The sequence below is a fragment of the Nonomuraea sp. MTCD27 genome, assembly GCF_041950495.1.
Lineage (GTDB): Bacteria > Actinomycetota > Actinomycetes > Streptosporangiales > Streptosporangiaceae > Nonomuraea.
In genome coordinates this window covers 57,229-83,135 of sequence record NZ_JBGNUW010000029.1, presented here as the reverse complement: position 1 = coordinate 83,135, position 25,907 = coordinate 57,229, and the positions used below count along the sequence as shown (strand labels likewise).

The 25,907-nt window shown below is 72.0% G+C and carries 24 protein-coding genes; 6 read left to right on the top strand and 18 right to left on the bottom strand.

Annotated features, from left to right (window positions below; translation table 11 throughout):
* Positions 1-114: 114 nt before the first annotated feature.
* From ACBJ59_RS53665 to ACBJ59_RS53605, 13 genes are read right to left on the bottom strand one after another with little or no spacing between them, the layout of a single operon-like run.
* Entirely contained in the window at positions 115-2,169 is a 2,055-nt protein-coding gene (locus ACBJ59_RS53665) for an exo-alpha-sialidase (RefSeq protein WP_375117722.1), read from the bottom strand.
* Positions 2,166-3,080, bottom strand: a complete 915-nt coding sequence (locus tag ACBJ59_RS53660) for a dihydrodipicolinate synthase family protein (RefSeq protein WP_375117721.1) — start codon at positions 3,078-3,080, stop codon at positions 2,166-2,168. The genes ACBJ59_RS53665 and ACBJ59_RS53660 overlap by 4 nt, the downstream gene beginning before the upstream one ends.
* Before the next feature lie 2 nt (positions 3,081-3,082).
* Complete coding sequence (locus ACBJ59_RS53655) at positions 3,083-4,687, bottom strand: FAD-dependent oxidoreductase (protein ID WP_375117720.1); 1,605 nt, start codon at positions 4,685-4,687, stop codon at positions 3,083-3,085.
* Positions 4,684-6,522, bottom strand: coding sequence for a trehalase family glycosidase (locus tag ACBJ59_RS53650; RefSeq protein WP_375117719.1), 1,839 nt, complete (start codon positions 6,520-6,522; stop codon positions 4,684-4,686). The genes ACBJ59_RS53655 and ACBJ59_RS53650 overlap by 4 nt, the downstream gene beginning before the upstream one ends.
* On the bottom strand, positions 6,519-7,307 hold the full coding sequence (locus tag ACBJ59_RS53645) for an ATP-binding cassette domain-containing protein (RefSeq protein WP_375117718.1): 789 nt from the start codon (positions 7,305-7,307) through the stop codon (positions 6,519-6,521). The genes ACBJ59_RS53650 and ACBJ59_RS53645 overlap by 4 nt, the downstream gene beginning before the upstream one ends.
* Positions 7,304-8,272 carry an ABC transporter ATP-binding protein gene (locus ACBJ59_RS53640; RefSeq protein ID WP_375117717.1) on the bottom strand — a complete coding sequence of 323 codons (969 nt, stop codon included), beginning with the start codon at positions 8,270-8,272 and terminating at the stop codon, positions 7,304-7,306. Before ACBJ59_RS53640 ends, ACBJ59_RS53645 begins: the two co-directional genes overlap by 4 nt.
* Positions 8,272-9,792: an ABC transporter substrate-binding protein gene (locus ACBJ59_RS53635; RefSeq protein WP_375117716.1), complete on the bottom strand. Its 1,521-nt coding sequence runs from the start codon at positions 9,790-9,792 to the stop codon at positions 8,272-8,274. Before ACBJ59_RS53635 ends, ACBJ59_RS53640 begins: the two co-directional genes overlap by 1 nt.
* 36 nt (positions 9,793-9,828) lie before the next feature.
* Positions 9,829-10,701 (bottom strand): ABC transporter permease, encoded by an 873-nt coding sequence (locus ACBJ59_RS53630; RefSeq protein WP_375117715.1) that lies wholly within the window; start codon positions 10,699-10,701, stop codon positions 9,829-9,831.
* Complete coding sequence (locus ACBJ59_RS53625) at positions 10,698-11,645, bottom strand: ABC transporter permease (RefSeq protein ID WP_375117714.1); 948 nt, start codon at positions 11,643-11,645, stop codon at positions 10,698-10,700. Before ACBJ59_RS53625 ends, ACBJ59_RS53630 begins: the two co-directional genes overlap by 4 nt.
* 7 nt (positions 11,646-11,652) lie before the next feature.
* Positions 11,653-12,966 (bottom strand): FAD-dependent oxidoreductase, encoded by a 1,314-nt coding sequence (locus tag ACBJ59_RS53620; protein ID WP_375117713.1) that lies wholly within the window; start codon positions 12,964-12,966, stop codon positions 11,653-11,655.
* Entirely contained in the window at positions 12,963-13,661 is a 699-nt protein-coding gene (locus ACBJ59_RS53615; RefSeq protein ID WP_375117712.1) for an SDR family oxidoreductase, read from the bottom strand. Before ACBJ59_RS53615 ends, ACBJ59_RS53620 begins: the two co-directional genes overlap by 4 nt.
* Entirely contained in the window at positions 13,639-14,445 is an 807-nt protein-coding gene (locus ACBJ59_RS53610; RefSeq protein WP_375117711.1) for a sugar isomerase domain-containing protein, read from the bottom strand. Before ACBJ59_RS53610 ends, ACBJ59_RS53615 begins: the two co-directional genes overlap by 23 nt.
* Positions 14,445-15,356 carry an ROK family protein gene (locus ACBJ59_RS53605; RefSeq protein WP_375117710.1) on the bottom strand — a complete coding sequence of 304 codons (912 nt, stop codon included), beginning with the start codon at positions 15,354-15,356 and terminating at the stop codon, positions 14,445-14,447. Before ACBJ59_RS53605 ends, ACBJ59_RS53610 begins: the two co-directional genes overlap by 1 nt.
* A 153-nt stretch (positions 15,357-15,509) precedes the next feature.
* Here ACBJ59_RS53605 and ACBJ59_RS53600 point away from each other — a divergent pair, with 153 nt between their 5' ends.
* Together ACBJ59_RS53600 and ACBJ59_RS53595 are read left to right on the top strand one after the other, a co-directional pair.
* The gene (locus ACBJ59_RS53600) at positions 15,510-16,217 is read left to right on the top strand and encodes a GntR family transcriptional regulator (RefSeq protein ID WP_375117709.1); all 708 of its coding nucleotides are present in this window, start codon (positions 15,510-15,512) and stop codon (positions 16,215-16,217) included.
* Positions 16,218-16,246: 29 nt separating this feature from the next.
* Positions 16,247-17,182: a phosphotriesterase gene (locus ACBJ59_RS53595; protein ID WP_375117708.1), complete on the top strand. Its 936-nt coding sequence runs from the start codon at positions 16,247-16,249 to the stop codon at positions 17,180-17,182.
* Positions 17,183-17,366: 184 nt separating this feature from the next.
* Here the strand turns inward: ACBJ59_RS53595 and ACBJ59_RS53590 are convergent, their stop codons facing one another.
* Both ACBJ59_RS53590 and ACBJ59_RS53585 read right to left on the bottom strand, forming a co-directional pair.
* On the bottom strand, positions 17,367-18,530 hold the full coding sequence (locus ACBJ59_RS53590) for an NAD-dependent formate dehydrogenase (protein ID WP_375117707.1): 1,164 nt from the start codon (positions 18,528-18,530) through the stop codon (positions 17,367-17,369).
* A 94-nt stretch (positions 18,531-18,624) separates the two neighbouring features.
* Positions 18,625-19,554: a LysR family transcriptional regulator gene (locus ACBJ59_RS53585; RefSeq protein ID WP_375117706.1), complete on the bottom strand. Its 930-nt coding sequence runs from the start codon at positions 19,552-19,554 to the stop codon at positions 18,625-18,627.
* Positions 19,555-19,562: 8 nt separating this feature from the next.
* Between ACBJ59_RS53585 and ACBJ59_RS53580 the strand changes: the two genes are divergently transcribed.
* The 3 genes from ACBJ59_RS53580 (at position 19,563) to ACBJ59_RS53570 (ending at position 22,754) form a co-directional block, all read left to right on the top strand.
* Positions 19,563-19,727 carry a hypothetical protein gene (locus tag ACBJ59_RS53580; RefSeq protein WP_375117705.1) on the top strand — a complete coding sequence of 55 codons (165 nt, stop codon included), beginning with the start codon at positions 19,563-19,565 and terminating at the stop codon, positions 19,725-19,727.
* Positions 19,728-20,032: 305 nt separating this feature from the next.
* The gene (katG, locus tag ACBJ59_RS53575; RefSeq protein WP_375117704.1) at positions 20,033-22,309 is read left to right on the top strand and encodes a catalase/peroxidase HPI; all 2,277 of its coding nucleotides are present in this window, start codon (positions 20,033-20,035) and stop codon (positions 22,307-22,309) included.
* A 34-nt stretch (positions 22,310-22,343) separates the two neighbouring features.
* Positions 22,344-22,754 carry a hypothetical protein gene (locus tag ACBJ59_RS53570; RefSeq protein ID WP_375117703.1) on the top strand — a complete coding sequence of 137 codons (411 nt, stop codon included), beginning with the start codon at positions 22,344-22,346 and terminating at the stop codon, positions 22,752-22,754.
* Between the two features lie 185 nt (positions 22,755-22,939).
* Here ACBJ59_RS53570 and ACBJ59_RS53565 read toward each other — a convergent pair whose 3' ends face one another.
* Positions 22,940-23,335 (bottom strand): hypothetical protein, encoded by a 396-nt coding sequence (locus ACBJ59_RS53565; protein WP_375117702.1) that lies wholly within the window; start codon positions 23,333-23,335, stop codon positions 22,940-22,942.
* A 72-nt stretch (positions 23,336-23,407) separates the two neighbouring features.
* Positions 23,408-24,073 (bottom strand): MFS transporter, encoded by a 666-nt coding sequence (locus ACBJ59_RS53560; RefSeq protein ID WP_375117701.1) that lies wholly within the window; start codon positions 24,071-24,073, stop codon positions 23,408-23,410.
* Positions 24,074-24,215: 142 nt separating this feature from the next.
* On the opposite strand from ACBJ59_RS53560, the gene ACBJ59_RS53555 reads away from it, so the two are divergent.
* Positions 24,216-24,593, top strand: a complete 378-nt coding sequence (locus tag ACBJ59_RS53555) for a hypothetical protein (RefSeq protein ID WP_375117700.1) — start codon at positions 24,216-24,218, stop codon at positions 24,591-24,593.
* 130 nt (positions 24,594-24,723) lie between these two features.
* Here the strand turns inward: ACBJ59_RS53555 and ACBJ59_RS53550 are convergent, their stop codons facing one another.
* Positions 24,724-25,680, bottom strand: coding sequence for a TIGR01777 family oxidoreductase (locus ACBJ59_RS53550; protein ID WP_375117699.1), 957 nt, complete (start codon positions 25,678-25,680; stop codon positions 24,724-24,726).
* Positions 25,681-25,907: the final 227 nt, after the last annotated feature.

Sequence of the window (25,907 nt, the reverse complement as noted above, 5' to 3'; positions counted from 1 at the left end):
ACGCGAAACCCGGGTCCGACCCCATCGCAACGATCGGACGCCGGGTGTCGGGTGCCGGTCGGGCTGCTCCCACCACGGCGCCCACGCATCACCGATCTCCCGGTCCGTCGGGCTTCAGTCGCGGCGCGAGAAGCGTACGGCGTCCGCGACGACGTGGCCGTCAGCGGCGTCGCTGAGCTCGACCGCGCCGGCGAGGCCCGCGGCGAAGGGGAACGTCCCCAGGGACACCCACTCACCGCCACGGGTGTCGGGCACGCCGCGGACGGTCTGGTTCACCGGGACCCGCGTGCTGCCCTCGGCGTGGTGGACGACGTAGGTGGCGGTGCGGGAGCGGTTCGAGGCGGCGGTGTAGGAGACCTTCACCTCGTAACGGGAGTCGGCCGGCAGGGCCGGCCGCCAGCGGACCGTGGCGGTGCCGTCGCCGGGCGCGTGGGAGGCGTAGTTGCCGCCGTAGAAGCCGGCCACGCCGGTGCCCGAGGGCCAGGTGCCGGAGACCACCGTGTAGCCGAGCGCGCCGTTGTCGACCGTGATGTCCTCGTTGACGTCCGCCCGGCCCGGCGCCCGGATCAGGCTCAGCTCGTCCAGTGAGATGCTCTGGCCACCGCCCCGGCCCGCGCCGGCCAGGGTGAAGCGCACGGTGTGCCGGCCGGGGGTGAGCCGCATGGTGCCGAGGAGCAGTACGTCGTACCCCTCGGCGTGCTCCGAGGTGGTGTCGATGACGGAGTTGCGGGGCTTCGCGCCGTCCACGGTCACGGCGGCCAGGCCGCCACCGGGGGAGCGGTAGTAGCGCAGCAGGAGGTCGTACTCCCCGCCACGGGGGACGGCGAGGCGGTACTCCAGGTGGTCGCCGGTCGCGGCCGGGGTGAACACCGCGCGGGCGCCGCCGCGGGCCGTCGGCTCGCTGACGACCGTGACCGTGCCGCCTGAGTGCCGGGTGCCGGCGAGCCGGGCCAGGTCGTACGCCTTCTCGCTGATACGGGGGCCCGCCGCCGTGCTGTCGCGGCCCTGGGTGAGCCATTCCAGGTTGAAGCGGCAGATGTTCACCTTGAGCGGGAAGCTGGCGATGTCGCCGTCGCAGCCGTAGATGAGGATGATCGTCCCGTCGGACAGCCGGGCGAGGTCGGAGTAGTAGGAGCGGCCCGGGTTGATGACGCGGCCGTAGCGGAAGGAGTGGCCGCCGTCGTAGCTGACCGAGACGGTCATGTTGTAGCGCACGGGCGCGTCCGGGCGGCTGAACAGGATGCGGTCCCTGGAGTAGCCGAGCAGGCCCGCGTCCACCGCGTTGAACGTCCCGGTCGCGCCGTCCAGCTTCGGCGGCGACCAGGTGAGCCCGCGGTCGTGGCTGACCGAGACGATCCGCTGGCGGTTGCCGCCAGCCGCCGCCCGCCCGTTGACCAGCACGGAGCCGTCGGCGCGCTGCACGAGCCTGGCCTCGTTGACGGGATAGTCCGCCGACACCGGTACGGCACCCGTGGCCTGCCAGGTGCGCCCGTGGTCGTCGCTGTAGACGGAGGCGATCCCGTACATGCGCTCGGCCACGGTGTTGCCGACGATGACGCGCCGGTGGGCGACGTTCATGAGCAGCCGCCCGTTGTCGAGCTGGATGCCGTGGCCGGGGCCGGGGGAGTGCAGAGCCCAGTCGTGGTCGAAGGGGGCGAACAGGTCGTCGAGCACGCGCGGCTGCCCCCAGGTGAGGCCGCCGTCGGTGCTGGAGATGACGTGCAGGCTGCCGGTGTCGCCGGAGCATGAGGTGTTCTCCGGCAGGCGGGCCGACAGGTTGTAGAACAGGAACACCTCGCCCGTGGTGCGGTCGCACACGAGCGCGGGGTTGCCCCACGACTGGCCGTCCACCGAGGTCACCACGCTCTGCGAGGGGCTCCACGTCCTGCCCTGGTCGGTGCTGCGGCGCAGCAGCAGGTCGCGCGGCCCGGCGTCGCAGACCTCGTGGCGGCCCTCGGAGAAGGCGAGGATCGTGTCGTCGGGCAGCACGGTGAGCCCGTGTACGTGGTAGTTGGCCCGCTCCCCCGTGGAGGAGTCCCACAGGGTGGTCTCCTCGAAGGACGGCTCGGCCCGCCCGGCAGCGACGGCCGGGGAGGCGGTCCCGGCCAGGGCCGCGCCGGCGACCATCCCTAACGTGAACGTCCTGCGGCCGATGAGTCGGTCGGTCATGGGGTGCTCCCGGGATCGGAGAGAAGGTGGCTGCTCAGGGGTTCCACGACGCGGATGAGCTGCGCGAGCTCGTCCGGCGTGCAGGGGGCCAGGGGTGGTGCCGCGTGCGGGGGGCACAGTCCCCGCGCCGCCAGCAGCGCCTTGACGGACGGCACGCCGGGGCGTACCTCGTGGAGCCGGGTGAGCCGGGTGGTGAGGTCTTGGAGCAGGTCGAGCTCCGCGCTGTCGTCGCGAGCGGCGACCAGGTCGAGGGCCAGGCGCGGTGCGAGGTTGGCGGTGCCCGGCGTGATGCCGTGGGCGCCGGCCCGCAACGCGTCCGCCAGGCGGCGCTCGTCGCCCTGGCTCACCTGGAAGCCGGGGCGCCGCCGGGCGGCGGCGATCATGTGGGCCAGCAGGTCCGGGTCGCCCGAGGAGTCCTTGACGCCGATCACGTGCGGCAGGCCGACCAGGGCGTCCACGGTCGCGGGGGTGAGCGGTGTGGCGTAGCGGGGCGCGTTGTAGGCCACGACCGGCAGCCCGTGCCGGGCCATCGCCGCGTAGTGGGCGACGACCTCGTCGTCGCGGTGCCTGAAGTACGTCGGCGGGCTGAGCACGATCGCGTCGGCCCCGGCCGCGGCGGCGTCCTCGGCGCGCCGCCCGGCCTCGTCGGTGCCCGGGGCGGTGACGTTGACCAGGATCGTGCCGCCGGGTACGAGCTCGCGCCAGCGCCCGGTCACCCCGGTGACGAACTTCCCCGCCCGGCCTGACGGGATCAGCGGGCCCTCGCCGTTGCTGCCGAGCAGCATCAGCCGCTGCACCCCGGCCCGCGCCATCGCCTCGAGCAGCGGCTCGGCGGCGCCGGCCGACGGGACACCCGGCTCGCGCATGGGGGTGACCAGGGGCACGACGAGCCCGTCGAGCAGTCCGGTCACGGTCAGTACCCCCGGATCTGGGGCCAGGCCAGCTCGAAGCCGTCGGCCGCCAGCTCGCTCTGGAATCGCTCGAGCGCCTTGGGGTCCTCGTGGACCTGCTCGGGCTCCAACCCGTGGTCCAGGCAGTGCGCCGCCAGCGCGCCGGCCGCCTCGCCGACGTTCCACTCGACCGGGTGCAGGCGGTAGCAGCCGTTGGTGATGTGCGTGGTGCCGAGGTTCTTGCCGGCGGCCAGCACGTTGCGCACCCGTACGGGGAGCAGCGCCCCCAGGGGGATCCGGAAGGGGCAGCTGGCCACGTCGATGTAGTTGTCGCCGCCGGTGGAAGGGTGCAGGTCGATGCGGTACATGCCGACACCCACGCTGTCGTCGTAGGCGACCGCGCCGCGCTCGCCGCGCACCGCCAGCGACAGGTCGTGCTCCACGATCGTGCGGCGGGCGCGGATGCGGCGCGACTCGCGGATGTAGGGGGTCTTGGCCAGGCCGTCGGCGGTGCCCATGACGTCGGGGCGCAGCCGCAGCCCTGGCCAGCCGGTGCCGCCGTCGGGCCGGGGGGCCTCCGTCTGCAGCCAGTACAACATGCTGAGCGCCTGGCTCCTGGCGCCCTCCAGGTGCGCGGCCCGCTCCTCGTCCGGCACCCCGATCAGCGGGCCGGGCAGGTAGTCGATCTGCGGCCAGTTGACGATGACGACGTCGCTGGCGGCGAAACCGGGCTCGAACACCTCCCGGCACAGGATCCGTCGGAACACCCACAGGTCCTTGTCGCCGGGGTCGCGGCTCTGGTCGGCCACGACCGGCCCCGACGAGCCGTGCGGCACGAACGTGCGCGGCGCCGGCTCCAGCGTGCGCGGGTCGGGCGCGACGAGGCTGAGCAGCCGGTCGGGCCAGAACGGTGGCCGGTAGTCGCGCCAGAACGCGTACCGGTCGGGCCGGTCGATGGTGTGGTCCTCGCCGGCGCGGTGCTCGACGGCGAACACCCAGGAGAACGCCTGCATGTTGGCCGGCTGGGCCTGGGCGGGCGCGCTGGGCTCGCCGGTCTCCTCCCGCGACTCGAAGCCGGTGACGTGCTCGATCCCGGCCAGCGGCAGCAGATCGCCCAGCTCGGTGGCGTCCAGCACGTACGGTGCCCGCGCGTGGAACAGCTCCCCGTCCGGCCCCTCGAAGCTCACACCGGTGACCCGGTCGCCGTCCACCTCCGCCGACACCGGCCGGTGCAGATAGCGGATCGTCAGCCGCCCCGCCGCGAGGTAGGGGCCGACCATGGCCGCCAGCACCGCGGCCGCCACCCGGGGCTCACCGCAGAGCCGGCTGACCGTGCCCCGTCCGGGGTTGAGATCGGGCGCCTGCAGGGACTCCCGGGTCAGCGGATACCAGGTGCGGTAGTGCTCCCGGATGGAGTCGCGCAGCCTGCGGTAGGAGCGGGTGGCCCCGAACTGCTCGATCCACGGATGCTCGTCCGGCGGCACTCCCTGGCTGGTGAGCTGCCCGCCCAGCCAGTCGCTCTCCTCGGTGAGCAGCACGGTGCGGCCGCGCCGCAGCGCGGCCAGCGCCGCGGCGACCCCGCCCATGCCGCCCCCGACCACCAGGACGTCGGCCTCGGCACTCCTCACGCCACACCGCCTTTCTCGAAGAAGCCGGCCTCGCCGCGCTCCATGAGCACGATGAGGCTGAGCAGCGCGCCCCAGGTCTGGAACGGCTCGCTGTTGGGTTTGTCGCAGGCGCCGCCGTGGATGCTGGAGTAGTTCTCGTGCACGTGGCGGTGCTGGTTCCACTCCTTGAGCACCAGCCGGGAGCTGCCCTCGGCCAGCCATGCGGCGGCCGAGTGCTCCCCGGCGCGCAGCAGCCCCAGGTAGACCAGGAAGTTCACCGGTGGCCAGGCCCGTCCCGACCAGTAGCTGCCGTCGCTGAGATCGACCGGCTCGCTGCGCGGCGAGGACGGCAGCACCCATTCGCCGCCGAAGCCGTCGTCGGGGAGCAGATGTCCCGACACCATCCGGGAGGCCCGCTCGCCCAGCCCGACCCCGGCCAGGAGGGGGTAGAAACTCATCGTGGACAGGCGCTCGGTCGGCAGGCCGGTGTCGGTTCGCCTGCTGCGGTAGATGCCGCTCGGCTCGTCCCACAGCGTCTCCATGGCCGCGACCACGGCCGCGTGCCGCTCGCGCAGCTCCGCGGCGGCCTCCCGGTCGCCGAGGACGTCCGCGAGGTCGGCCAGCGCCTCGCAGTCGGCCGCGTACAGGCTGTTCAGCCCCACGTCGTGCGCGGCGAGCAAGCTCTTGCGCTGGTCGAAGGGCACGTCGTCGAAGACCGGGTGCCCGTCCCAGCCCGTCTCGCAGGTCGCGCCGAAGTGCTGGTGGATGCGGGGGATGTCCTGTGGCGAGGGGAACTCGGGGTCGAAGTACGTGGAGCCCGCGCACAGCAGGTCACCGTCCCGGCGTACCCGCCACCACCAGCGGTTCCACGACAGCAGCGGGCCGAACGTCTCCTCCACGAACCACCGGTCGCCGAAGCGGCGGTAGAGCTCGCGGGTCACCAGCGAGCCCACCGGCGGCTGCGACCCGTCGTACGTCCTGCGGCCGGTGCCCTGCTCGACATTCGGGACGAAGCCCTCCGGTGTCAGCGCCCTGAGCATCTCGACGGTGTTGACGTAGGCCAGCTCCCTGCTCGACACGGCCGCCAGCAGCGCGTTGAAGAACGCGTCCCAGCAGAACAGGGCGTAGCCGCCGCGCTTGCCGACGTTCCAGAGCCGGCTGACCGTCGTGACGACCCGGGACTTCGCCGGCTCGTAGATCGTGTTCCAGGAGATGGCGTCCCTGACGATCTCGCGGTGCTGGGCGAGCGGGTCGGTACCGGCCTCCCCCAGCTGGGTCGAGGCCTGGGCGACGATCCGCGCGATCTCCGGCAGGTCGCGGGCGCGGCCGGTGCTGATCCCGACCGCGCCGGTCAGCTCCATCGCCAGGTAGGGCCCGTCGATGTCGGCGTAGGGGTCGTCCACGTGCGCCGCCGTGCAGAAGACCTTGACGCTCCCGCCGGGCCCTTCGGCGGTGATCCGGCCGCCCTCCCGGCGCACGGTGCCCGGCCGGTTCCACAGGTAGCCGGCGGCGACGGTCAGCAGGGCGCTCTTGGCCTGGTTGGCGGTGGGCGTCACGAGCACGACCAGGTCGTCGCCCGCGTGCGCGGTCTGCACCCGGATCGTGATGCCGGCCCAGTTCACGGTCGTCTCGGTGTAGCGGCCGTCGTAGGCGTGCCGGCCCAGCGTGACGGTCTCGGCACTCTCGGTACGGCGGCCGATCTGCGCGGTGCGCAGCGACGTGCCCCGGTAGTACTCCTTCAGCCCGAGGGACAGGCCCAGGGCGTCGGGGAGGAGGACCTGGGTGAGCACGCTGCGCGTGTCCCAGGTGTTCCAGCCCCGGGCGAGCGAGGCCTGGACGGCGGCGTAATCGGTCATGTCATCCCTATGTCGTTCAGTTCCAGGGCCGCGTCGAGCAGCGCCCGGGTGTACTCGTGCCGAGGGTCGGAGAACACCGCGTCGGCGGGTCCCTGCTCGACGATCCGGCCGGCCCGCATGACCACCACGCGGTCGGCGATCTGGTGGACGACGCCGAGGTCGTGGCTGATGAACAACATCGACAGCCGCCGCGTCCGGCGCAGCTCGACCAGCAGCCGCAGCACCTGCGACTGCACCGACACGTCCAGCGCCGACACGGCCTCGTCGCAGACGAGCAGCCGGGGCGACAGCGCCAGCGCGCGGGCCAGGCTGACCCGCTGGCACTGGCCGCCGGACAGCTGGGCCGGGTAGCGGGCGGCGACCTCGGCGGCCAGGCCGACGCCCGCCAGCGCGGCTTCGACGGCGCCGGCGCGCGATCCCGGCGGCGCGGCCGAGGGGTGGGTGAGCCAGGCCTCCTCGATGATCGCGCCGACCCGCATGCGGGGGTTCAGCGACGAGCGCGGGTCCTGGAACACCATCTGGATCGCCCGCTTCAGCTCGGGCGGACGACGGTGGGAGAGCGGCGCGCCCTCGAACGTCATCACGCCGGCGTCGGGGCGGCGCAGGCCGACCACGCATCGGGCGACGGTGGTCTTGCCCGAGCCGGACTCGCCGACCACGGCGACGATCTCGTTCTCGCCGACGGTGAACGCCGCGTCCTCCACGGCGGTGAAGCGGGTCCTGCGCAGCAGGGATCCCCGCGCCGGGAACGTGACGCGGAGCCCCTCCACGGTGAATACCGTCATGCCAGCACCTTCTCGGCCTCGTGGCAGGCGCTCCATCGCCCGGGGGCGACCTCGCGGGTCAAGGGGATCTCGGTCCGGCAGCGGCCGGTCGCGAGGGGGCAGCGCGGGTGGAAGGCGCAGCCGGGCGGCCGCTGCGCGGGCACGGCGGACGTGCCGGGCAGCGGGTCGGCGATCGCGGTCTTCGTCCGCACCGCCGGCACGCTGCGCACCAGCGCCCTGGTGTACGGGTGCGCCGGGCGGCTGAGTACCGAGCGGGTGCTTCCGCGCTCGGCGACGCGGCCGGCGTACATGACGACCAGGTCCTGCGCGACGTGCGACATGACCCGCAGGTCGTGGCTGACCAGCAGCATCGCCGAGCCCTCCTCGACCTGCAGCTTGCGGAGCAGGCCGAGCACGCGGGCCTGCACGGTCACGTCGAGCGCGGTCGTCGGCTCATCGGCGAGCACGAGCGAGGGATGCGCGATCATCGCCATGGCGATCATGGCGCGCTGCCGCAGCCCGCCGGAGAACTCGTGCGGGTAGTCGCGGGCCCGGCGGGCCGGGTCGGGGATGCCGACCCGGTCGAGCATCTCGACCACCCTGGCCCGCACCTCGGCCCGGGGCAGGCCGGAGCGCCGCAGCAGCTCGCCGACCTGGTGGCCGATGCGCTGGGTGGGGTTCAGCGACGACATCGGGTCCTGGAAGATCATGGAGATCTCGTGGCCGCGCAGGGCGCGCAGCCGCGCCGGGCCGCAGGTCACCAGGTCCGTGTCACCGAACGCGATCGACCCGCTGACGGCCGCCCCGTCGGGCAGGAGACCGATGACGGCCATCGCGGTCATCGTCTTGCCGCTGCCGGTCTCGCCGATGAGACCGACGGTGGTGCCCGCCGGGACGTCGAAGGACACGTCGTCGATGACGCGCACCGGGCCGCCGCGATCGGGCAGGTCCACCGACAGGCCGGTGATCTTGAGCAGGGTGTCCATCAGCTTCCCGACACGGTCGCTTGGGAGAAGTCCGGGTAGCCCAGGGCGTCGAGGGTGAAGCCGGACAGGTTCTTGTTCCACACGTAGGAGACCTTCGAGGTCATCGGGAACATGCCGACGGCGTCGTCCCAGATGATCTTCGAGGCCTGGGCGTACAGCTCGGCCCGCTGCTCGCGGTCGGCCGCGGAGCCGGCCTGGGCCAGGACCTTGTCCAGGTCGGGGTTGCAGTAGCCGTTGCGCTTGGCGGCGCAGGGGTACAGGCGGCCGAGGTTGGTCGCGGCGTCGTACCCGGCGGTGCCGAGGAGCTGGAAGTTGACGTCCCACTTCATCGCCAGCAGGTCCTCGATGAAGACCGCCTGCTCCTTCTGCAGCAGGTCCGCCTTGACCCCGATCTTCGCCCAGGAGGAGACCACCGCCTGCAGGAACGGCTTGAACGAGGCCTGCCCGAACTGCAGGCGCAGCGGTTGGTCGAACGGGTAGCCCGCCTCCTGCAGCGCCTTCTTGGCCGCGTCGGGGTCGTAGGCGACCGGCGCCTGCGGCGCGTAGCCGAACACCGTCGGCGCCAGCGGCGAGTCGGCCGGCTGCCCGGTCACCGGGTAGAGCTGCTTGATGATCGTCTGGAAGTCGACCGCCTGCCACAGCGCCCTGCGGACATCGGCCTCCTTCAGCGCCGGCGTGCCGGAGTTGAACCACATCGTGAAGTTGCCGTTGCTGGGCACCGCCTCGACCTTGAGGGAGGAGTCCGACCGCAGCGACGGGATCTGGTCGTCGGGCACGCCCCACACCACGTCCACCTCACCGGTCTTGAGAGCGGCGAGCTTGGCGGCGACGTCGGGGATGCTGCGGATGGTCAGCGATCGCACCTTCGGGGCGCCGCCCCAGTAGTTCGGGTTCGGCACCATCTTCAGCTCGGCGCTCGGCCTGAACGACTCCACCATGAACGGCCCGGAGGCCACCGGCCTGGCGAAGTACGAGGCCCCGTCGGCCGGCACCCCCGACGGCAGCACGAACAGCGTCGTGAGCTTGCTCGGCAGGGCCGGGTCCGGGGCCGGCGCGGTGAAGGTGACCGTGGTGTCCGAGCCGGCCTTGGCGGTGACGCCCTTGTAGTTGGCGGCGTACGGGCCGTTGATCTGGATCAGCCGGTCGAACGAGGCGACGACGTCCTCGGCGGTCAGCGGGCTGCCGTCGGAGAACTTCAGCCCGCCGCGCAGCGTGAAGTCCCAGCTCGTCACGTCCGCGTTCGGCTTCCAGGACTCGGCGAGGTCCGGCACGAGCTTCCCGGTCGCGTCCGGCTTGGCCAGCCGGCCGTAGATCTGCTGGCCCGCGAGCTCCTTGCCGGCCGAGCCGCCCTGGGCCGAGCCGGGGTCGATGTTGTCGATGACGAAGGTGCCGCTGGCGACGACCGCCTGCCCGGCGGCGCTCTGCGCGTCCCCGCCGCCGCCACCGCCGATCGAGCAGGCGGGCAGCGTCAGGGCGAGGGCGAGGAGTCCGGCGACTCCCGATGATCGGTTGATACGCATGAGCTTGGCTCCATGGGTTTCAGGGGGGTGAGTGCACTATCGGGATCGGGCACGGCCGTATCGGGCGGTCAGTGTGTCGCCGAGCAGGCCCACGCTGACGACCAGGACGGACAGGGCCAGGCCCGGCGCCGCGGAGATCCACCACGCCGAGCTGAGGTACTCCTTGCCGTTGGCGACGGTCTGGCCCCACGACACCGAGGACGCGGGCAGCCCGATCCCCAGGAAGCTCAGCCCGGCCTCGGCCAGGACGACGAGCGCGAACTCGAGCGTGGACATCGCCACGAGCGGGCCCACGGTGAACGGCAGGACGTGCTGCCGGAGCAGGCGCCGGGTGCGTACGCCGATGAGCCGGGCCGCGTCGATCCAGTAGCGCTCGCGCACGCTCAGCACGACACTCCTGGCCACCCGCGCGAAGGAGATCCAGCCGGTGACCGACAGCGCCAGGACGATCACCCACAGGCTCGGCGTGAACACCCCCGCGATCACGATGGCCAGCAGGATCCCGGGGAAGGCCTGAAGGATGTCGATCAGGCGGGTGAGCACCGAGTCGACCCAGCCCCGGTAGTAGCCCGCGACGAACCCGACCAGCATCCCGACCGCCAGGCACACCGCGACCGTGCTCAGGCCGATCAGGACGGACGTGCGGGCGCCGTACACGACCTGGGCGAACACGTCGCGGCCGAGCGCGTCCGTGCCGAGCAGGGCCGTCCCGCCGGTGGACGTGCTCGCCCCGGGCGCCAGCAGCCGGTCCTCCAGCGGCGTGCGTACGGGGTCGTAGTCGATGAGCAGCGGGCCGGCCACGGCCACGAGCAGGTACAGGCCGATGACGACGGCCGGGACGAGGCCGCTGCGCCGCCCCGCGCGCCGGGCGGCGACGAGGCCGGAGAGGGAGCCGGGGAGGACCGTCATGACGCCGCCCCCCGGATGCGGGGGTCCAGCTGCGCGTATAGCAGGTCGGCGGCGAGGTTGAGCAGCACGATGATCGCGGCGATCGTGAGCGTGGCCGCCTGCACCACGGCGTAGTCGCGGTTGCCCACCGACTCGACGATCAGCGTGCCCAGGCCCGGCCAGGCGAAGACGTTCTCCACCACGACCGCGCCGCCCAGGAGCGCGCCGATCTGCAGCCCGACGACGGTGGTCACCGGGATGAGCGCGTTGCGCAGCACGTGCCCGGTCAGCACCTCACGCGGGGTCAGCCCCTTCGACAGCGCCGTCTGCACGTACGGCTCCGCCATCGCCTCGGCGATGCCGCTGCGCGCGACCCGGGCCACGATCGCCGTGAACGGGAACGACAGCGTCACCGCCGGCAGGACGAGGCTGCTGAGGCTCTGCGCGCCCGAGGTCGGCAGCAGCCGCAGCCCCAGGGCGAAGACCAGGATCAGCATGATGCCGATCCAGAACGTCGGGAACGACTGCAGCACGATGGTCAGCGTCGTCACGATCCGGTCCTGGCCGGAGCCGGCCCGGATGCCGGCGGCCGAGCCCAGCAGCAGCCCGGCGAAGACGGAGATCACCGCCGAGGTGAGGGTCAGGTCGATCGTGGCGGGCAGGCGGGACAGCACCGCGTCGATCGCCGAGGTCGCCAGGCGGTAGGAGTCGCCGAAGTCGAGTCGGAGGCTCTGGCCGAGATAGTCCCAGTACTGCAGCAGGATCGGCCGGTCCAGCCCGAGCCGGACGCGCATGGCCGCGATCTGGTCCGGCTCGGCGTCCGGTCCCAGCAGCACCGTGGCCGGGTCGCCGGGGGCGACGCGCACGATCAGGAAGATCAGCGTGGCCGCGCCCCACAGCACGAACACCCCGGCGAGGAGGCGGCGGACGATGAGGCTCAGCATCGTGTGACCCGCCCGGAACATGTGATGATCACTCTGGAAATCTCCCGTCCACGCGAGCGAAACAGGGCCGGTCGAGCAGCGCGCCACCGTCTTGCAGCGTGGTGCGGAGCTCGGTGGCGTCGATGCCGGCGGGAGGCAGGCCGGCGCGGGCCGCGATGGCCGCGGCCGTTCCCGCCGCCTGTCCCATGGCCATGCACTGCGCCATCGACCGGACGGAGGCGTGCGCGTCGTGGGTGGCCGACAGGCACCGCCCCGCGACGATCAGGCCCTGGACCTCCCGGGGCAGCAGGGACCGGTACGGCACGCCGTAGGTCAGCCCGGCCGGTTCGCCGCCGACGTACCGCCAGATCGTCGAGGAGCCGGCGGCGTGGTCCTCGATGGGCGCGCCGCACTGGGCGATCTCGTCGGGGAAGCGGCGGCCGGACAGCACGTCATCGCGGGTCAGCACGTACCGGCCGACGAGCCGGCGGCTCTCCCGCACGCCGATGCGGGTGGAGACGCCCACCAGGTACGCCCGCTCGTAGCCGGGGACGCGTGCCCTGAGGAAGCGCACGTATTCGCGCACCTGGCGGCGGCCCTCCCGCTCGGCCTCGGACAGCTCCCACGGGTCCAGCGGGTTGACGTCGCTGACGCGGGTCATGTTCGTGTGCACCACGTTCGGGAGCACCGTGCGGTGGGCCGAGCCCTCGGTGCGCGGCAACGCGAAGTCACCCGACTCCGCCGCCTCGCGCATCAGCCGGTGCAGCTCCGCGGTGGGCGTCGCGGTCAGGTCCACACCGCCCAGCCGGAATGTGGCGGTCAGCGGCTGCACCCGCTGCTCCCCGTCGGGCCGCTCCACAGCGGCCCCGGCCCGCCAGGCCAGCTCGGCGTCACCGGTGGCGTCCACGAACACGGCCCCGGCGATCCGGCCGGCGCCCGCCTTGGTCTCGGCGACGACCTCGGCCACCCGGTCGCCGTCCATGACGACGCGGCTGACCGTGGCGTGCAGGAGCGTCCGCGCGCCGGCCTCCTCGGCCAGCTCGTCCCAGGCCAGCTTGAGCGCCTCCGGCTCGTACGTCACGCCGGTGCCCGCCCCGTAGGTGTTGGGCCGCTCGAACGCCTGCTCCCATGTCAGCAACCGCTCGCACAGCTCCCAGCCGATCCCGCCCACGACGCGGTCGGCCCGCCCGGGGGCGTAGAAGCCGTAGAACGTGTCGAGCACGGCGGCCCCGGTCCCGCCGAGGAACCCGGCCGCCTCGACGAGCAGGGTCCGCGCGCCGGAGCGGGCCGCGGCGACGGCGGCGGCGCACCCCGCCGACCCGCCGCCGACCACGACGACGTCGCCCTTCCACAGGTCCTTCATCGCAGGTGCCACCCTCCGTCCACGGGGACGACCGCCCCGGTCGTTCGCCCGGCCGCCGGCGACAGCAGCCACGTCACGACCTCGGCGACCTCCCGCGGCGTGCAGGCCGTGCCGCCCAGCGGCATCAGCTCGGCCAGCCGCGCCGCGATCTCGGGGGAGCTCAGCGCGCGCCCGGCCATCGGGGTGTCCACCAGCCCGGCGGCCACCAGGTTCACCCGGACGCCCGCGGGCGCGGCGTCGAATGCCGCCGAGCGCACCAGCGGGATCAGGGCGCCCTTGGCGCTGGCGTACGCCACGGTGCGGAAGTCCCGGTCCAGGGACGTGGCCAGTGCCGAACCCACGATCACGATCGAGCCGCCGCGCCCGAGCCTCGGGATCGCGGCCCTCAGCAGGCGGAAGACGGACTCGTGGTTGACCCGGTGCACCTCGGCCCACGCCTCGTCGGTGCACTCGGTGACGCGGCCGTCGCCCAGCCCGCGGCCCGACATGCCGATCGCGTGCACCACCCCGTCGAGCCCGCCGAGCGCGTCGTACGCCTTGCCGACGGCTTCCTCGGCGCCCCCGGCTCGGGTGATGTCCGTCGAGCCCCCGTCCGGGCGCACGTCCACGCCGTGAACCTGGCCACCGGCCGCCCGGACCGACTCGGCGCACGCCCCGCCGATGCCTCCCTGGCTACCGGCCACGAGCACCCGCATCGCCCACCTCCCCGCCGGCGCCGCGCAGCGTCCCGGCGGCGCGCCGGGCGAAGTCCAGGTAGGCCGCCTCGAACAGCTCCGAGCTGCGCTCGTCCCCCACCAGGCGGGAGCTGGTGATGACCGGCGGGACGAGCCCGTCGGCGGCCAGCAGGCGGGCCGAGCGAACCTTGATCTCGTTGACGATCGCCACGGCGGTGAACGTGCTGACCGGGCCGATCGGCTCGGCCACGCCGTCCACGTGGCACAACGCGTCGCCCACGGGGGAGCACAGGTCGATGACGACGTCCCCGTGGTCGGCCAGGCGGGTGCCGCTCGGGTGGCGTACCGGGCCGGCGTGCGTCTCGGCGAGGGACGTCACGGCGATCACGGGGATTCCGGCCTTCCTCGCGCCGATCGCCATCTCGATGGGGACGGCGTTGAGCCCGCTGACGCTGAAGACCATCAGGCTGTCGTGCGGCCGGAGCTGGAAGTTGGCCAGGATCTGGTCCGCGAGCCCTTCGACGCGTTCGATGAACATGGCCTGACGCTGCCCGTTCGCGCCGACCACCTGGTTGTGGAAGGTCATCGACAGCTCGACGATGGGATGGAATCCCGGGAACGATCCATAGCGCGGGAAGATCTCCTCGACGGGCATCCTGGAGTGGCCGGTGCCGAAGGCGTAGACGACCCCGTCGCGGGCGATCGAGCGCGCGGCCACCACCGCCGCCTGCTCGATGGCGGTCTCCTGCGTTCGGTGGATCTCCTCCAGCACCTTCTGTGCCGCGGAAATCCAGCTCAAAGTCATCAAATCTCTCCATTTATGCGATTCGGGTGGGGCGCCACCACGAGTGCGGCTCCGAGCGCGCCCGCTCCGGAGCCGAGATGGGCGAGCCGGAGGTCCACCGCGCCCACCAGCCGCACGCGGGCGGCCAGCTCGGCATCGACGGCCGGCTTCATGAACGCGAAGGCGGGCGCCACTCCGCCGCCGATGACGACGGTGGCGACGCCCGAGTAGGCGACGACGTTGCCCAGGACCAGGCCGAGCGCCCGGCCGGCGTCTTCGAGCACGGACCTCTCCAGGCCGTCGGCCCGGCCGGCCTCGCGCACCACGTCCTCGGGGGTGCCGGCCCGGCCGCCGCCGGCGCGTACGCGGGCGACCAGCGCCGCCCCGCCCGCGACGGCCTCCAGGCAGCCCCGTGCGCCGCACCCGCACAGGGCGCCGCCGGGACGGCAGATCATGTGCCCCAGCTCGCCGACGCGGTCACCGCCGGCCCGCAGGATGCGGCCGCCGAGCGCGAGCGCGCCGCCGATGCCGGTGCCCATCGTCACGAACAGCACGTCGTCGTGCCCCTTGGCGGCCCCGAGCGTCAGCTCGGCCAGCGCGAAGGCCCGGGCGTCGTTGACCAGCCGCACGCGCACGCCGGTCCTGGACTCCAGTTCGTCGGCGAAGCGCAGCCCCTGCCACTGCCCGGGCAGGTTCGGCACGAGGCGCACGGCACGCAGGTCGTCGGACAGGTGTCCCGGCACCGCGACCCCGGCGGCCTCGGCCTTGCCGCCGCCGATCAGCTCCGCGACGGCGGAGACGACGGCGGGCGCGCCCGAGCGGGGCGTCGGCAGTTCACCGCGGTCGAGCACCCCGGAGCGTCGAGACCAGCGCACCCATTTGATCTGGGTGCCGCCGATGTCGACGCCGAGCACGGCGCTGTCTCCGTCCACGCGTCGCTCCTCCGAAGTGGCACCGGTACAGCCTGTCTAGACTGGTGCCTGAAGTTAGCTTTCGTCCCTCCATGCCGTCAAGGGGTCTGCGGGCCGGGCCAACCCGTCTAGACTGGTTCACATGAATCGTGGTCGAGCACCTGTGAGGTGGCCATGACGAGGAAATCGATCCCTCGCCATCAGGCCGTCGAACGGCACCTGCGCAGCCGCATCGCCAACCTGCACCCCGGTGACCCCGTGGAGTCGGACGCGGACCTGTCCGCCCTGTTCAACGTCAGCCGGATGACCGTGCGGCAGGCCGCGCAGCGCCTGGTGGACGAGGGCCTCATCTACCGGGTGCCGGGGGTGGGCACGTTCGTCGCCGAGCCGAAGGTGCATCGCGACATCGCGCGGCTGCGCTCGTTCACCGAGGAGATGGCCCGGCGTGGCGCGGTCCCCGGCTCCCGGATGCTGTCGGGCGAGCTGCGCACCGGCACCGCCGTCGAGCTGGCCGCGCTCCACCTGGCGCCCCGTTCGAAGGTGACGCACGTGCGCCGGTTGCGGCTGGCTGACGACAAGCCGGTGGCCATCGAGAACGTCGTGCTCCCCATGTCCTGCAGCGCCGTGCTCAACGAGGACCTCGAGCACAGCTCGCTCCACGAGGCCCTGCGCGCGCTCGGCGAGATCCCCACGAGCGCCACGGGGACCCTGGTCGCGGTCAACGCCGACGCCGAGGACGCCAAGCTGCTGCAGGTCGATCCGGGTTCGGCACTGCTCGTCGAGGAGCGCCTCATCCTCAACCAGAACGGCCAGCCCCTGGAGCGGACCCAGACCCGCTACCTGGGCGACGAGTTCGTCTTCCACATCACGCTGGCACGCTAGTGAACGGAGCTCCTGAGGTGCGCGAGGTCATGACGGTCCTCGGCCCGGTGGCCGCCTCGGAGCTGGGCTACGTCGACGCGCACGAGCACCTGTTCCTGCGCACCCCGGCGCTGCCCGGCGACGAGTTCCTGGACGAGGCGAAGTCCACGGCCGAGGCGGCGGCGGTCCGCGCCAGCGGCATCGGCACCGTCGTCGACCTGACGCCCATCGGCCTGGGCCGCCGCCCGGCCGAGCTGGCCAAGCTGGCGGCCGGAGCGGGGCTGCACGTCGTGGCGGCGACGGGCTACCACCGCTCGGCGCACTACCCGGCCGCGCACTGGGCCCGCGAGGTCTCCGACGACCTGCTCCTCGACATCGTCCTCACCGACCTCACCAGCGGCATCGACGGTCGCGACTGGGCGGGCCCGCGGCCCGTGCCGACGACGGTGAGGGCCGGCATCGTCAAGCTCGGGGCCTCCTATCAGCGCATCACGGCCGAGGAGGATCGCTGGTTCCGCGCCGGCGCGCAGGCGGCGCTACAGGCGGGGGTCGCGGTGGCCGTCCACTGCGAGACGGGCACGGCGGCCCACGAGATCCTCGACCGGCTGGCCGAGCTCGGCGTCGCGGCCCACCGCGTCCTGCTGTGCCACACCGACCGCAACGCCGACCTGGAGCTGCACCGCGAGCTGGTCTCCCGCGGCGCCTACCTGGTCTACGACACCGTGGGGCGGATCAAGTACGGCCCCGACTCGCGCATCCTGGACCTCATCGAGGGCATGGCTGCCGCGGGCCTGGCCGATCATCTTTGTCTGGGCACCGACGTCGGCCGCCGCTCGATGTTGCGCGCGTACGGGGGAGGGCCAGGGATGGACGTGCTCGGCCGGGCGTTCCTGCCGCGCCTCGAACGCCGGCTGGGGCGCGACCTCGTCGACCTGATCATGCGGGACGCCCCCACGGCTCTGCTCGCGCTCGCCCGTGGGGACTGAGAGCAGCCGGGGTCCATGCTCGGCGAAGGCCCTCTGCAGACCTGCCGACGCCTTGGCGAACTGGGCCCACGTCACGTCCCGGATGGCAGCGCCAGTGCATCCTCGAACCCAGAAATCAGGGGGCGGGCGCGAGCACTGAGTGCCGGGCCCGAACCCGGCACGCCACTGACCGCGCCCATCCCCGCTACTGCTGGCGGGTGCTGTAGGAGTGCGCGCCGGTCCCGGCCAGCGCGCCGCCCTCGACGATGAGGTACTCCTCGCGGATCGGGGTGCCCTCCAGCCACGCCTCCAGGATCTCGCGGGTGCCGGCGGCGTAGCGGGCCTGGGCGGACAGCGAGGAGCCGGAGATGTGCGGGGTCATGCCGTGGTGCGGCATGGTGCGCCAGGGGTGGTCGGCGGGAGCGGGCTGGGGGTACCAGACGTCGCCGGCGTATCCGGCGAGCTGCCCGCTCTCCAGCGCACGGACGATCGCGTCCCGGTCGGCGATCTTGGCGCGGGCGGTGTTGATCAGGTACGCGCCTCGCTTCATCGTGGCGATGAGCTCGTCACCGAACAGGCCCTCGGTCTCCGGGTGGAGCGGGGCGTTGATGGTCACCACGTCGCAGACCGGGACCATGGCGGCGGCGTCGGGGTGGAAGGTGAGGCCGAGCTCCTCCTCGACCTCGCGCGGCAGGCGGTGCCGGTCGGTGTAGTGCAGGTGCACATCGAACGGCTTGAGGCGGCGCAGCACGGCCGTGCCGATACGGCCGGCGGCCACGGTGCCGACGTGCATGCCCTCCAGGTCGTAGGAGCGGGCGACGCAGTCGGCGATGTTCCAGCCGCCATCCAGCACCGTCCGGTGGGCGGGCAGGTAGTCGCGTACGAGAGACAGGATCATCATCACGACGTGCTCGGCGACGCTGATGCTGTTGCAGTAGGTGACCTCGGCGACGGTGACGCCGCGGGCGATGGCGGCGTCGAGGTCGACGTGGTCGGAGCCGATGCCGGCGGTGACGGCCAGCTTCAGCTTGGGGGCACGGGCGATGCGCTCGGCGGTCAGGTACGCGGGCCAGAACGGCTGCGAGATCACCACGTCCGCGTCGGCCAGCTCGCGGTCGAACTCCGAGCCGTCGCCGTCCTTGTCGGAGGTGACCACCAGCGTGTGACCGCGCTCCTCCAGGAAACGGCGCAGCCCCAGCTCGCCGGAGACGCTGCCGAGCAGCTGACCCGGGGTGAAGTCGACGCCCTTCGGGCTGGGCAGGGTCTGGCCGCCCGGGTAGCCGGCCAGCGCAGGCAGGCCGTCGCGGGCGTAGCTGGTGGGGTAGCCGTCGATCGGGTCGTCGTAGAGCACGCACAACACTTTCGCCATGGTTCCGGCTCCTTGTCGGTCTGGGTGATCTCACTGTCCGACGAGGTGTCTTCGCAGGTCAAAGCGTTTGTGTCTATCGGGTGATAGGCGCCGTCTATGCCAGGTGCTCGTGGGTGAGCCGGTCGAACACCTCACGCAGATCAAGGTCCCGGGCGAGGTCCAGCACCGCCCTGGCCATCACCGACTCGGGGCCCGTACCGGCCACCACCAGGCCGACGCGGGGTTCGCGCGCGGGCCGCTCCAGCCGGATCACCCGCATGCCCTCCGGCACGCCGAACATGTGCAGCCACGCGTGCGCGATCACGCTGGACCACCGGTGCGTGGCCACGTGGGCGAACAGGGCGGAGACGGTGTCGGTCTCGATCGCCGGGACGGCCACCGCTCCGGCCTGGCGGAAGTTGGCGTCCAGGATGCGGCGGTTGCGCATCTCGGGGGCGAGCAGGCACAGCGGCAGCGCGGCGACCTCGGCCCAGCGCGCCACCCGCCGGTCGGCCAGCTCGCCGTCGGACGGGGTGAGCAGCAGGTAGCGTTCCTCGTACAGCGGGCTGGTGCGCACCTCGCCGAAATCCTCCTCCTCGTCGTCGAGGTACGTCATCGCCATGTCGATCTCGTAGTCCGCCAGCCGCCGGGCGATCTCCCGGGACGACAGCGACGTCAGCCGCACCCGTACGTGCGGATAGCGCTCGCAGAACGGCGTGGTCAGCAGCGAGGCCGCGGTCAGCGCGGTCGGGATCGCCCCCATGCGCAGCGTCCCCGACAGCCCTTCCCGCATCCGGGACAGGTCCTGGCGCAGCCCGTCGGCGTCGGCGAGGATGCGGTGCGCCCACAGCACCACCCGCTCACCCTCGGGCGTCAGCCCGGCGAAGCGTTGCCCGCGCCGCACCAGCGGCACGTCCAGCTCGCGCTCCAGCTTGCGGATGGCCGCGGACAGCGATGGCTGGGAGACGTGACAGGCCGCGGCGGCGCGGGCGAAATGCCGCTCCCTGGCCAGGGCGACGAGGTACTCCAACTGGCGCAACAGCACGTCACAGGATGTCGCGTACGTACCTCTTCCGTCCACCCTCCGAGAGCCCGCCGGTCGGGCTCACCGCCGCCAGGTTGAGCGCCGCGCCGCCGCCGGCCCGCATCGACGGCCTCACCGCCCGCGGGCGGCGCGGCGACACCGCGAAGCTCCCGGTGCGCAACGGCTTCGCCTGACCCGCCGCGAGCTCGAGGTGCCGCGGGTCCCCCTCGCCGGCGCAGCACAGCGGCCATGACGAGGCAGGGACGGCACACGAGGTGTGTGGTTGCCGTGTAGGCGCGTTGAGCGCGGCCTGCTCATTCGGGGAAGTGCGCGCCTGTACCGCCCGCCGGATCCGCGTGGACACGGACTCGATGGCATTGGTCGAGTAGATCACCCTGGTCGACGAGCCGGAGGTTGTCTAGAGGTCGTCTATTGGGGCACCTACCCCGACTGTGCGACTAAACGCATTGCCCAGTGATCCGGAGTTCGGAGGAAGCAGATGAGCGACACCCAGGACAACACCCCCTCCAGCGCGCAGGGCGTGGATCGGAAGGCGGCGGCCGGCTACCCGCTCGCGCAGGATTCCGTGACCGCGCATGGCAGCGAGAGCGAGAACCCGGCAATCGACTCGCCGACCCCGAAGACCGGCGGTCGTCCGCGCACGAACCGGGACTGGTGGCCCAACCAGCTCGACCTGTCGGTCCTGCGTGCGCACTCGTCCAAGGGCAACCCACTGGCAGAGGGCTTCAGCTACGCCAAGGAGTTCGAGAAGCTCGACGTCGAGGCCCTCAAGCAGGACATCATCGAGGTGCTCACCACCTCGCAGGACTGGTGGCCGGCCGACTTCGGCCACTACGGCGGTCTCATGATCCGGATGAGCTGGCACGCCGCGGGCACCTACCGTATCCACGACGGTCGCGGCGGGGCCGGCGACGGCGGCCAGCGTTTCGCCCCGCTCAACAGCTGGCCCGACAACGCCAACCTCGACAAGGCCCGCCGGCTGCTGTGGCCGGTCAAGCAGAAGTACGGCCAGAAGATCTCGTGGGCCGACCTGCTCGTGCTCGCCGGCAACGTCGCCCTGGAGTCGATGGGTTTCAAGACCTTCGGCTTCGGCTTCGGCCGCGAGGACGTCTGGGAGCCTGAGGAGATCTTCTGGGGTCCGGAGGACGCCTGGCTCGGTGACGAGCGCTACGTCACCGACAACGAGATGGTGCCGAACGTCGGCGCGACCGAGATGGGCCTCATCTACGTCAACCCGGAGGGCCCCCGCGGCAACCCGGACCCGGCCGCGGCAGCGCATTTCATCCGCGAGACCTTCGGCCGGATGGCGATGAACGACGAGGAGACTGTCGCCCTCATCGCCGGCGGCCACACGTTCGGCAAGACCCACGGCGCCGGCATCGCGGACGACCACGTGGGGCCGGAGCCCGAGGCCGCGCCGCTGGAGGCGCAGGGCCTGGGCTGGCTGAGCAGTCACGGCACCGGCAAGGGCGGTGACACGATCACCAGCGGTCTCGAGGTGACGTGGACCGACCGGCCGACGCAGTGGAGCAACCGCTTCTTCGAGATCCTCTTCGGCCACGAGTGGGAGCTCACCACGAGCCCCGGCGGCGGGAAGCAGTGGGTCGCGAAGGACGCCGAGGCGATCATCCCGGACGCCCATGACCCGGCGAAGAAGCACCAGCCGACGATGCTCACGACCGACCTGGCGCTGCGCGTCGACCCGACGTACCAGAAGATCTCCCTCCACTTCCTGGAGAACCCCGACGAGTTCGCGCTGGCCTTCGCCAAGGCCTGGTACAAGCTGCTGCACCGCGACATGGGTCCGGTCACCCGCTTCCTCGGACCGTGGGTCGCCGAGCCCCAGCTGTGGCAGGACCCGGTGCCGGCCGTCGACCACGAACTCGTGGGCGACGCCGACGTCGCTTCCCTCAAGGCGAAGGTCCTGGAGTCCGGCCTCACGACCGCTCAGCTGGTCTCCACCGCCTGGGCCGCCGCCGCGAGCTTTCGGGCCACCGACAAGCGCGGCGGCGCCAACGGCGCCCGGCTCCGTCTCCGGCCGCAGCGCGACTGGGAGGTCAACCAGCCCGAGCAGCTCGCGACGGTCCTGGACACCCTCGAGGGCATCCAGCGCGAGTTCAACGAGCTCGGGGGCGCGAAGATCTCGCTCGCCGACCTGATCGTCCTGGCCGGCTCGGCCGCCGTCGAGAAGGCGGCACGCGAGGCCGGCGTGGAGGTGACGGTGCCGTTCCGCCCGGGCCGCACCGACGCCACCCAGGAGCAGACCGACGTCGAGTCCTTCCGGGTCCTCGAGCCGCGGGCCGACGGGTTCCGCAACTACCTGAGTTCCGGTGAGAAGACCCAACCGGAGGTGCTGCTCGTCGATCGTGCCTACCTGCTCAACCTGACCCCGCCCGAAATGACCGTCCTGCTCGGCGGCCTGCGTTCTCTCGGAGCCAACTTCGGGGGCACCCGGCACGGCGTCCTCACCGACCGGCCCGGCGTGCTCACCAACGACTTCTTCACCAACCTGCTCTCCCCGGGCACGCGGTGGAAGGCCTCGGGCTCCGAGGACCATGTGTACGAGATCCGCGACGTGGCCACCGATGAGGTGAAGTGGACCGCCACCGCGGTCGATCTCATCTTCGGCTCCAACTCCCAGCTACGAGCCCTCGCGGAGGTCTACGCCAGCCAGGACGCCCGCGACAAGTTCGTGACGGACTTCGTCGCAGCCTGGACCAAGGTCATGGAACTCGACCGGTTCGACCTCGCCTGACCCGTCCCCACCCGACGAGCCCGGTCGAGCCACCATGATCGACCGGGCCCGTCCGCCATGGGACCTGTCCGCACAACTCATCCACGGCGCGGGCTTCGATCCCGCCCTGGCGAAGGGCTCCTGCCTGCACGGGCTACGGCGCGACGACAAGTTCAGCTTCGGAAGCCGGGAACTCCATGGGCGGCTGATGGCGTGCCGTCACGGCTCGCGGAGTGGCTATCCCTTCTCGGTGGGGGATGCCTTGGGGCTGGACGTCGCGCTCGGCGAGAGCGTGGGCGTGGGGGTGGTCGTGGTTGTGGGCGTGGTCGTGGTCGTCGGCCGGGCCGTCGCGGAGGCCGAAGGCGGTGTGGTCCCGGCGGCGGGCGGGGAGGAGTTGCCGACCGACAGGTACGCCAGCACCCCGATCGCCACGAACACCACCGACACCACGGCGGCGGCGCCGTAGCCGACCCTGCGCCTGAGACGCCTGCGCTGCTCCTGACGCAGAGCCTCCGCGCGCCGCATGGCAGCGCGCCTGCGCTTCACCTTTCGCTGTGACATGGAATCGCTCCCGAGTACGGTCTCGGGCGACACCATAAAAGGCGCCACATAATGTCGGTCTAAGCGGTCGAGGCGTACGTCCTTCGAGGGTTACGCGGCCTGGTCAAATACGAGAGGCTGTTGATCGCCGCCAAGGGCTGCTGGGAGTTCGACCCTTTCTGTTCGTGCCGCTCGATCCGGGCCGGCAGGCCGTGCGTGGCATCCAGCACGATCCGGCCCCGGATCAAGAGCTGGTACGCGCCAGATGAGGGCGTAGAGCACCGGCTCGCCGTCCTTGCCCCGCCGCTTCACGATCGCGGCGTGGCCGCCGAGGTCGGTGGTGGCGGGGAAGGTCACGTCGTGGATGGACTCACCGATGCGCTGCCCTTGCTCGCGCAGCGCCCGGAAGCGGCCCATGAACTGGGCCGTGGTCAGGGAGAACGGCGAACGGCTCCCACTGATGCGGCTGCGCCGTGGCGGCTCGGCCCGCCGCCGGGGCGCGGCCATCTACGCCGCCGGCTCCGCCCACCAGAGCCAATTACGCGGACGATATTTCGGTCTGGTCTCCGGAGGGCCGTTTCAAGGCCGTTGCTCGGCTGGTGGGTACGGCAGGCCGGCCGGATGCGGTTGCGCGGGTCGCCGGGTCAGGAACAGCACGAAACCGCTGACAGCAGCGACGATCAGCCCCACGACCAGAGGAAGCACCGTGAAGAGGTATCCCAACCTCCACGACAACGCGCTCGACAGCCCGTGATTGATCAACGGGCCAAGAATCAGAGCGAGGACACCGAGACCTGCCAGTATCGCGATCATCGCGCCCCGGCTGCGGCCCGCCCGCCGCGCGACCGCCACCGTCGCCCCCACCACGCCACCGGCACCGAGCCCGCTCAGCACCCGGCCGGTCACGTAGATTCCGCTGTCGGGGGCGAGCGCGTTCAGCAGCACACCGATGATCATGAAGGCGGTGGCCGTCATGCCCACCGTCGTCAGCAAACGCCCACCGAGGCCAACGCCCAGCGCCCCACCCGCTACCGCGCTGACCAGGTACGCAACGAGAGTCATGAGCAGGGCGGTTTGGCCGGGCAAAGCCAGGTCCGACTGCAGCGAAACCCGCGCTGCGGGCCCGAAAGGCATCGTCAGCAGGTAAAGGCCGGTGAGCGCGGCGATCCCTGGGCCGATCAACGCCCATGCCGGTCGCTCACCGCCCGGCAGAGCGGCATTCCGTTGCGGTTGATGATCGTGCATGGGGATCAGTTTGCACCGGACTTGACTACCCCGTCCATCCCACTGCAAGGAGAACACCGAACGCCCACCAGCGAAGAGCGAGATGCCTTCCCCCGGCCACTTCGAACGGCGCAAGCTCGCGGACGGCAGACGTCGAGGCTACGTGACCGCTTCGACGTGGTCGGCGTCGACCCCGCGCAACACCGTCGAGCCCGGCGGCGTGCTGCCGTACGAGTGCCCGACCGGGGCCGCCTGCACGGGGTTCGACCGGAAGGTGGCCGCCGCCCCCAGCTTCACCTCGCCCGGCCCGGAACCGGACGTCCCGCACTGGGTCGAGCTGAGCGAGGCGATCAAGAAGGCCGCCGAGGGCGACGCCTCCGGGTTCGCCGGAGAGGTTTGGTCGTGGCAGCAGTCACGCGGCGGCGCATTGATCCGGAGCGTCGCTGTCATGGGCGAAGGCTCGGTGACGTGTACGGACGCGCGTGCCGGCGGCGCCGAGGACGAACCGCGGCTCGAAATACCGGTCATCGGCCAGGGCTGAGAGGGTGTCCGGCCGGCCGGACGGTCAGCGCGTTTCCGGTGGGCACCTCGCCGGGTGGTCGGGTCTGGTCGACGAGCCAGACGTAGAGGGGGCGACCGGCGGCCAGGAAGTCGCTGGAGGAGCCGAAGGCTCACATGGTGGAGCCAGGCCCGCCGCGCCGGCGTCGCACGAGGTCGTCGGCGGCCTCCGGCCACTGCGGGTGGTCGAAGGCGAAGCCCGCTTCGAGCAGGCGGCCGGGGACGACGCGGCGGCTTTTCAACAGGAGTTCGGTGTCCGAGCGCAGCGCGAACGCGCCGAGCTCGGCCATCCACTTCGTTGCGGGCAGGCCCACCGGAACACCCCACGCGGCGCGCAGCACGCGCATGAACGTGCGCTGCGGTAAAGGAACGGGAGCGGCGAGGTTCACCGGCCCGGCGAGGTCGTCGCGGTCGGCCAGGAACTCGACGGCGCGGACGAAGTCGCGGTCGTGGATCCAGGACACGTACTGTGCGCCGCCGGCGATCGGGCCGCCAAGGCCGAGGCGCGCGAGCCGCTGCAAGACGTCGAAGACGCCGCCGCGGTCGGGGCTCATCACCATGGCGGCGCGCATGCTGACCTTGCGCGTGTGCGGGGTTTCGGCCTGCTCCTGCTCCCGCTCCCACGCCTTCGCGATCTCGACGCTGTAGGCCCAGTAGCCGGGCACGCCCGGTTCGTTTCCGCCCACCACACCGGTCGCCTCGTCGTTGGGGGCGTCGAAGCGGTGGGAGTAGAGCGTGGCGGTGCTCATCTGCAACCAGACGCGGGGAGGCCGTACGGCGGCCGCGACCGCCTCACCCACCACCCGGGTGGAATGTACCCGCGAATCCATCATGGCCCGCAAATTGTCAGGCGTGTAACGACAGTTGACGCTGCGTCCGGCCAGATTGATCACTACGTCGCTGCCGTCGAGTTCCTTCGCCCATGGGCCAAGCGTCTCGGCATCCCAGCGGACGTTGCGATCACGCACCGGCCGCCTGGTCAGGATCACAACGTTATGGCCGGCGGCGGTCAGCGCGCGACTGAGGATGGTGCCTACCTGTCCGGTTCCCCCGGGTATCACAATCTTCATCCGGCTTCTCCCAAGGTGAGTGGGACAAGCCTAGCGCGCCTGGCTGAACGCGTTCAAAAGTGGGCTCATGCCGCGACAGGGTTACAAGGGCGCAGGGGCGGCACGTGTCGTCGGCGTGTCGACCAGCTGCGGATCGCTGTGGTTCCTGGACGCCGGCGGGATGCTCCTTCCGGATCTCGGCCCCGTATCGCCTGTGCGGCGCCAGAACGGTGAATGCTGTTGCTGAG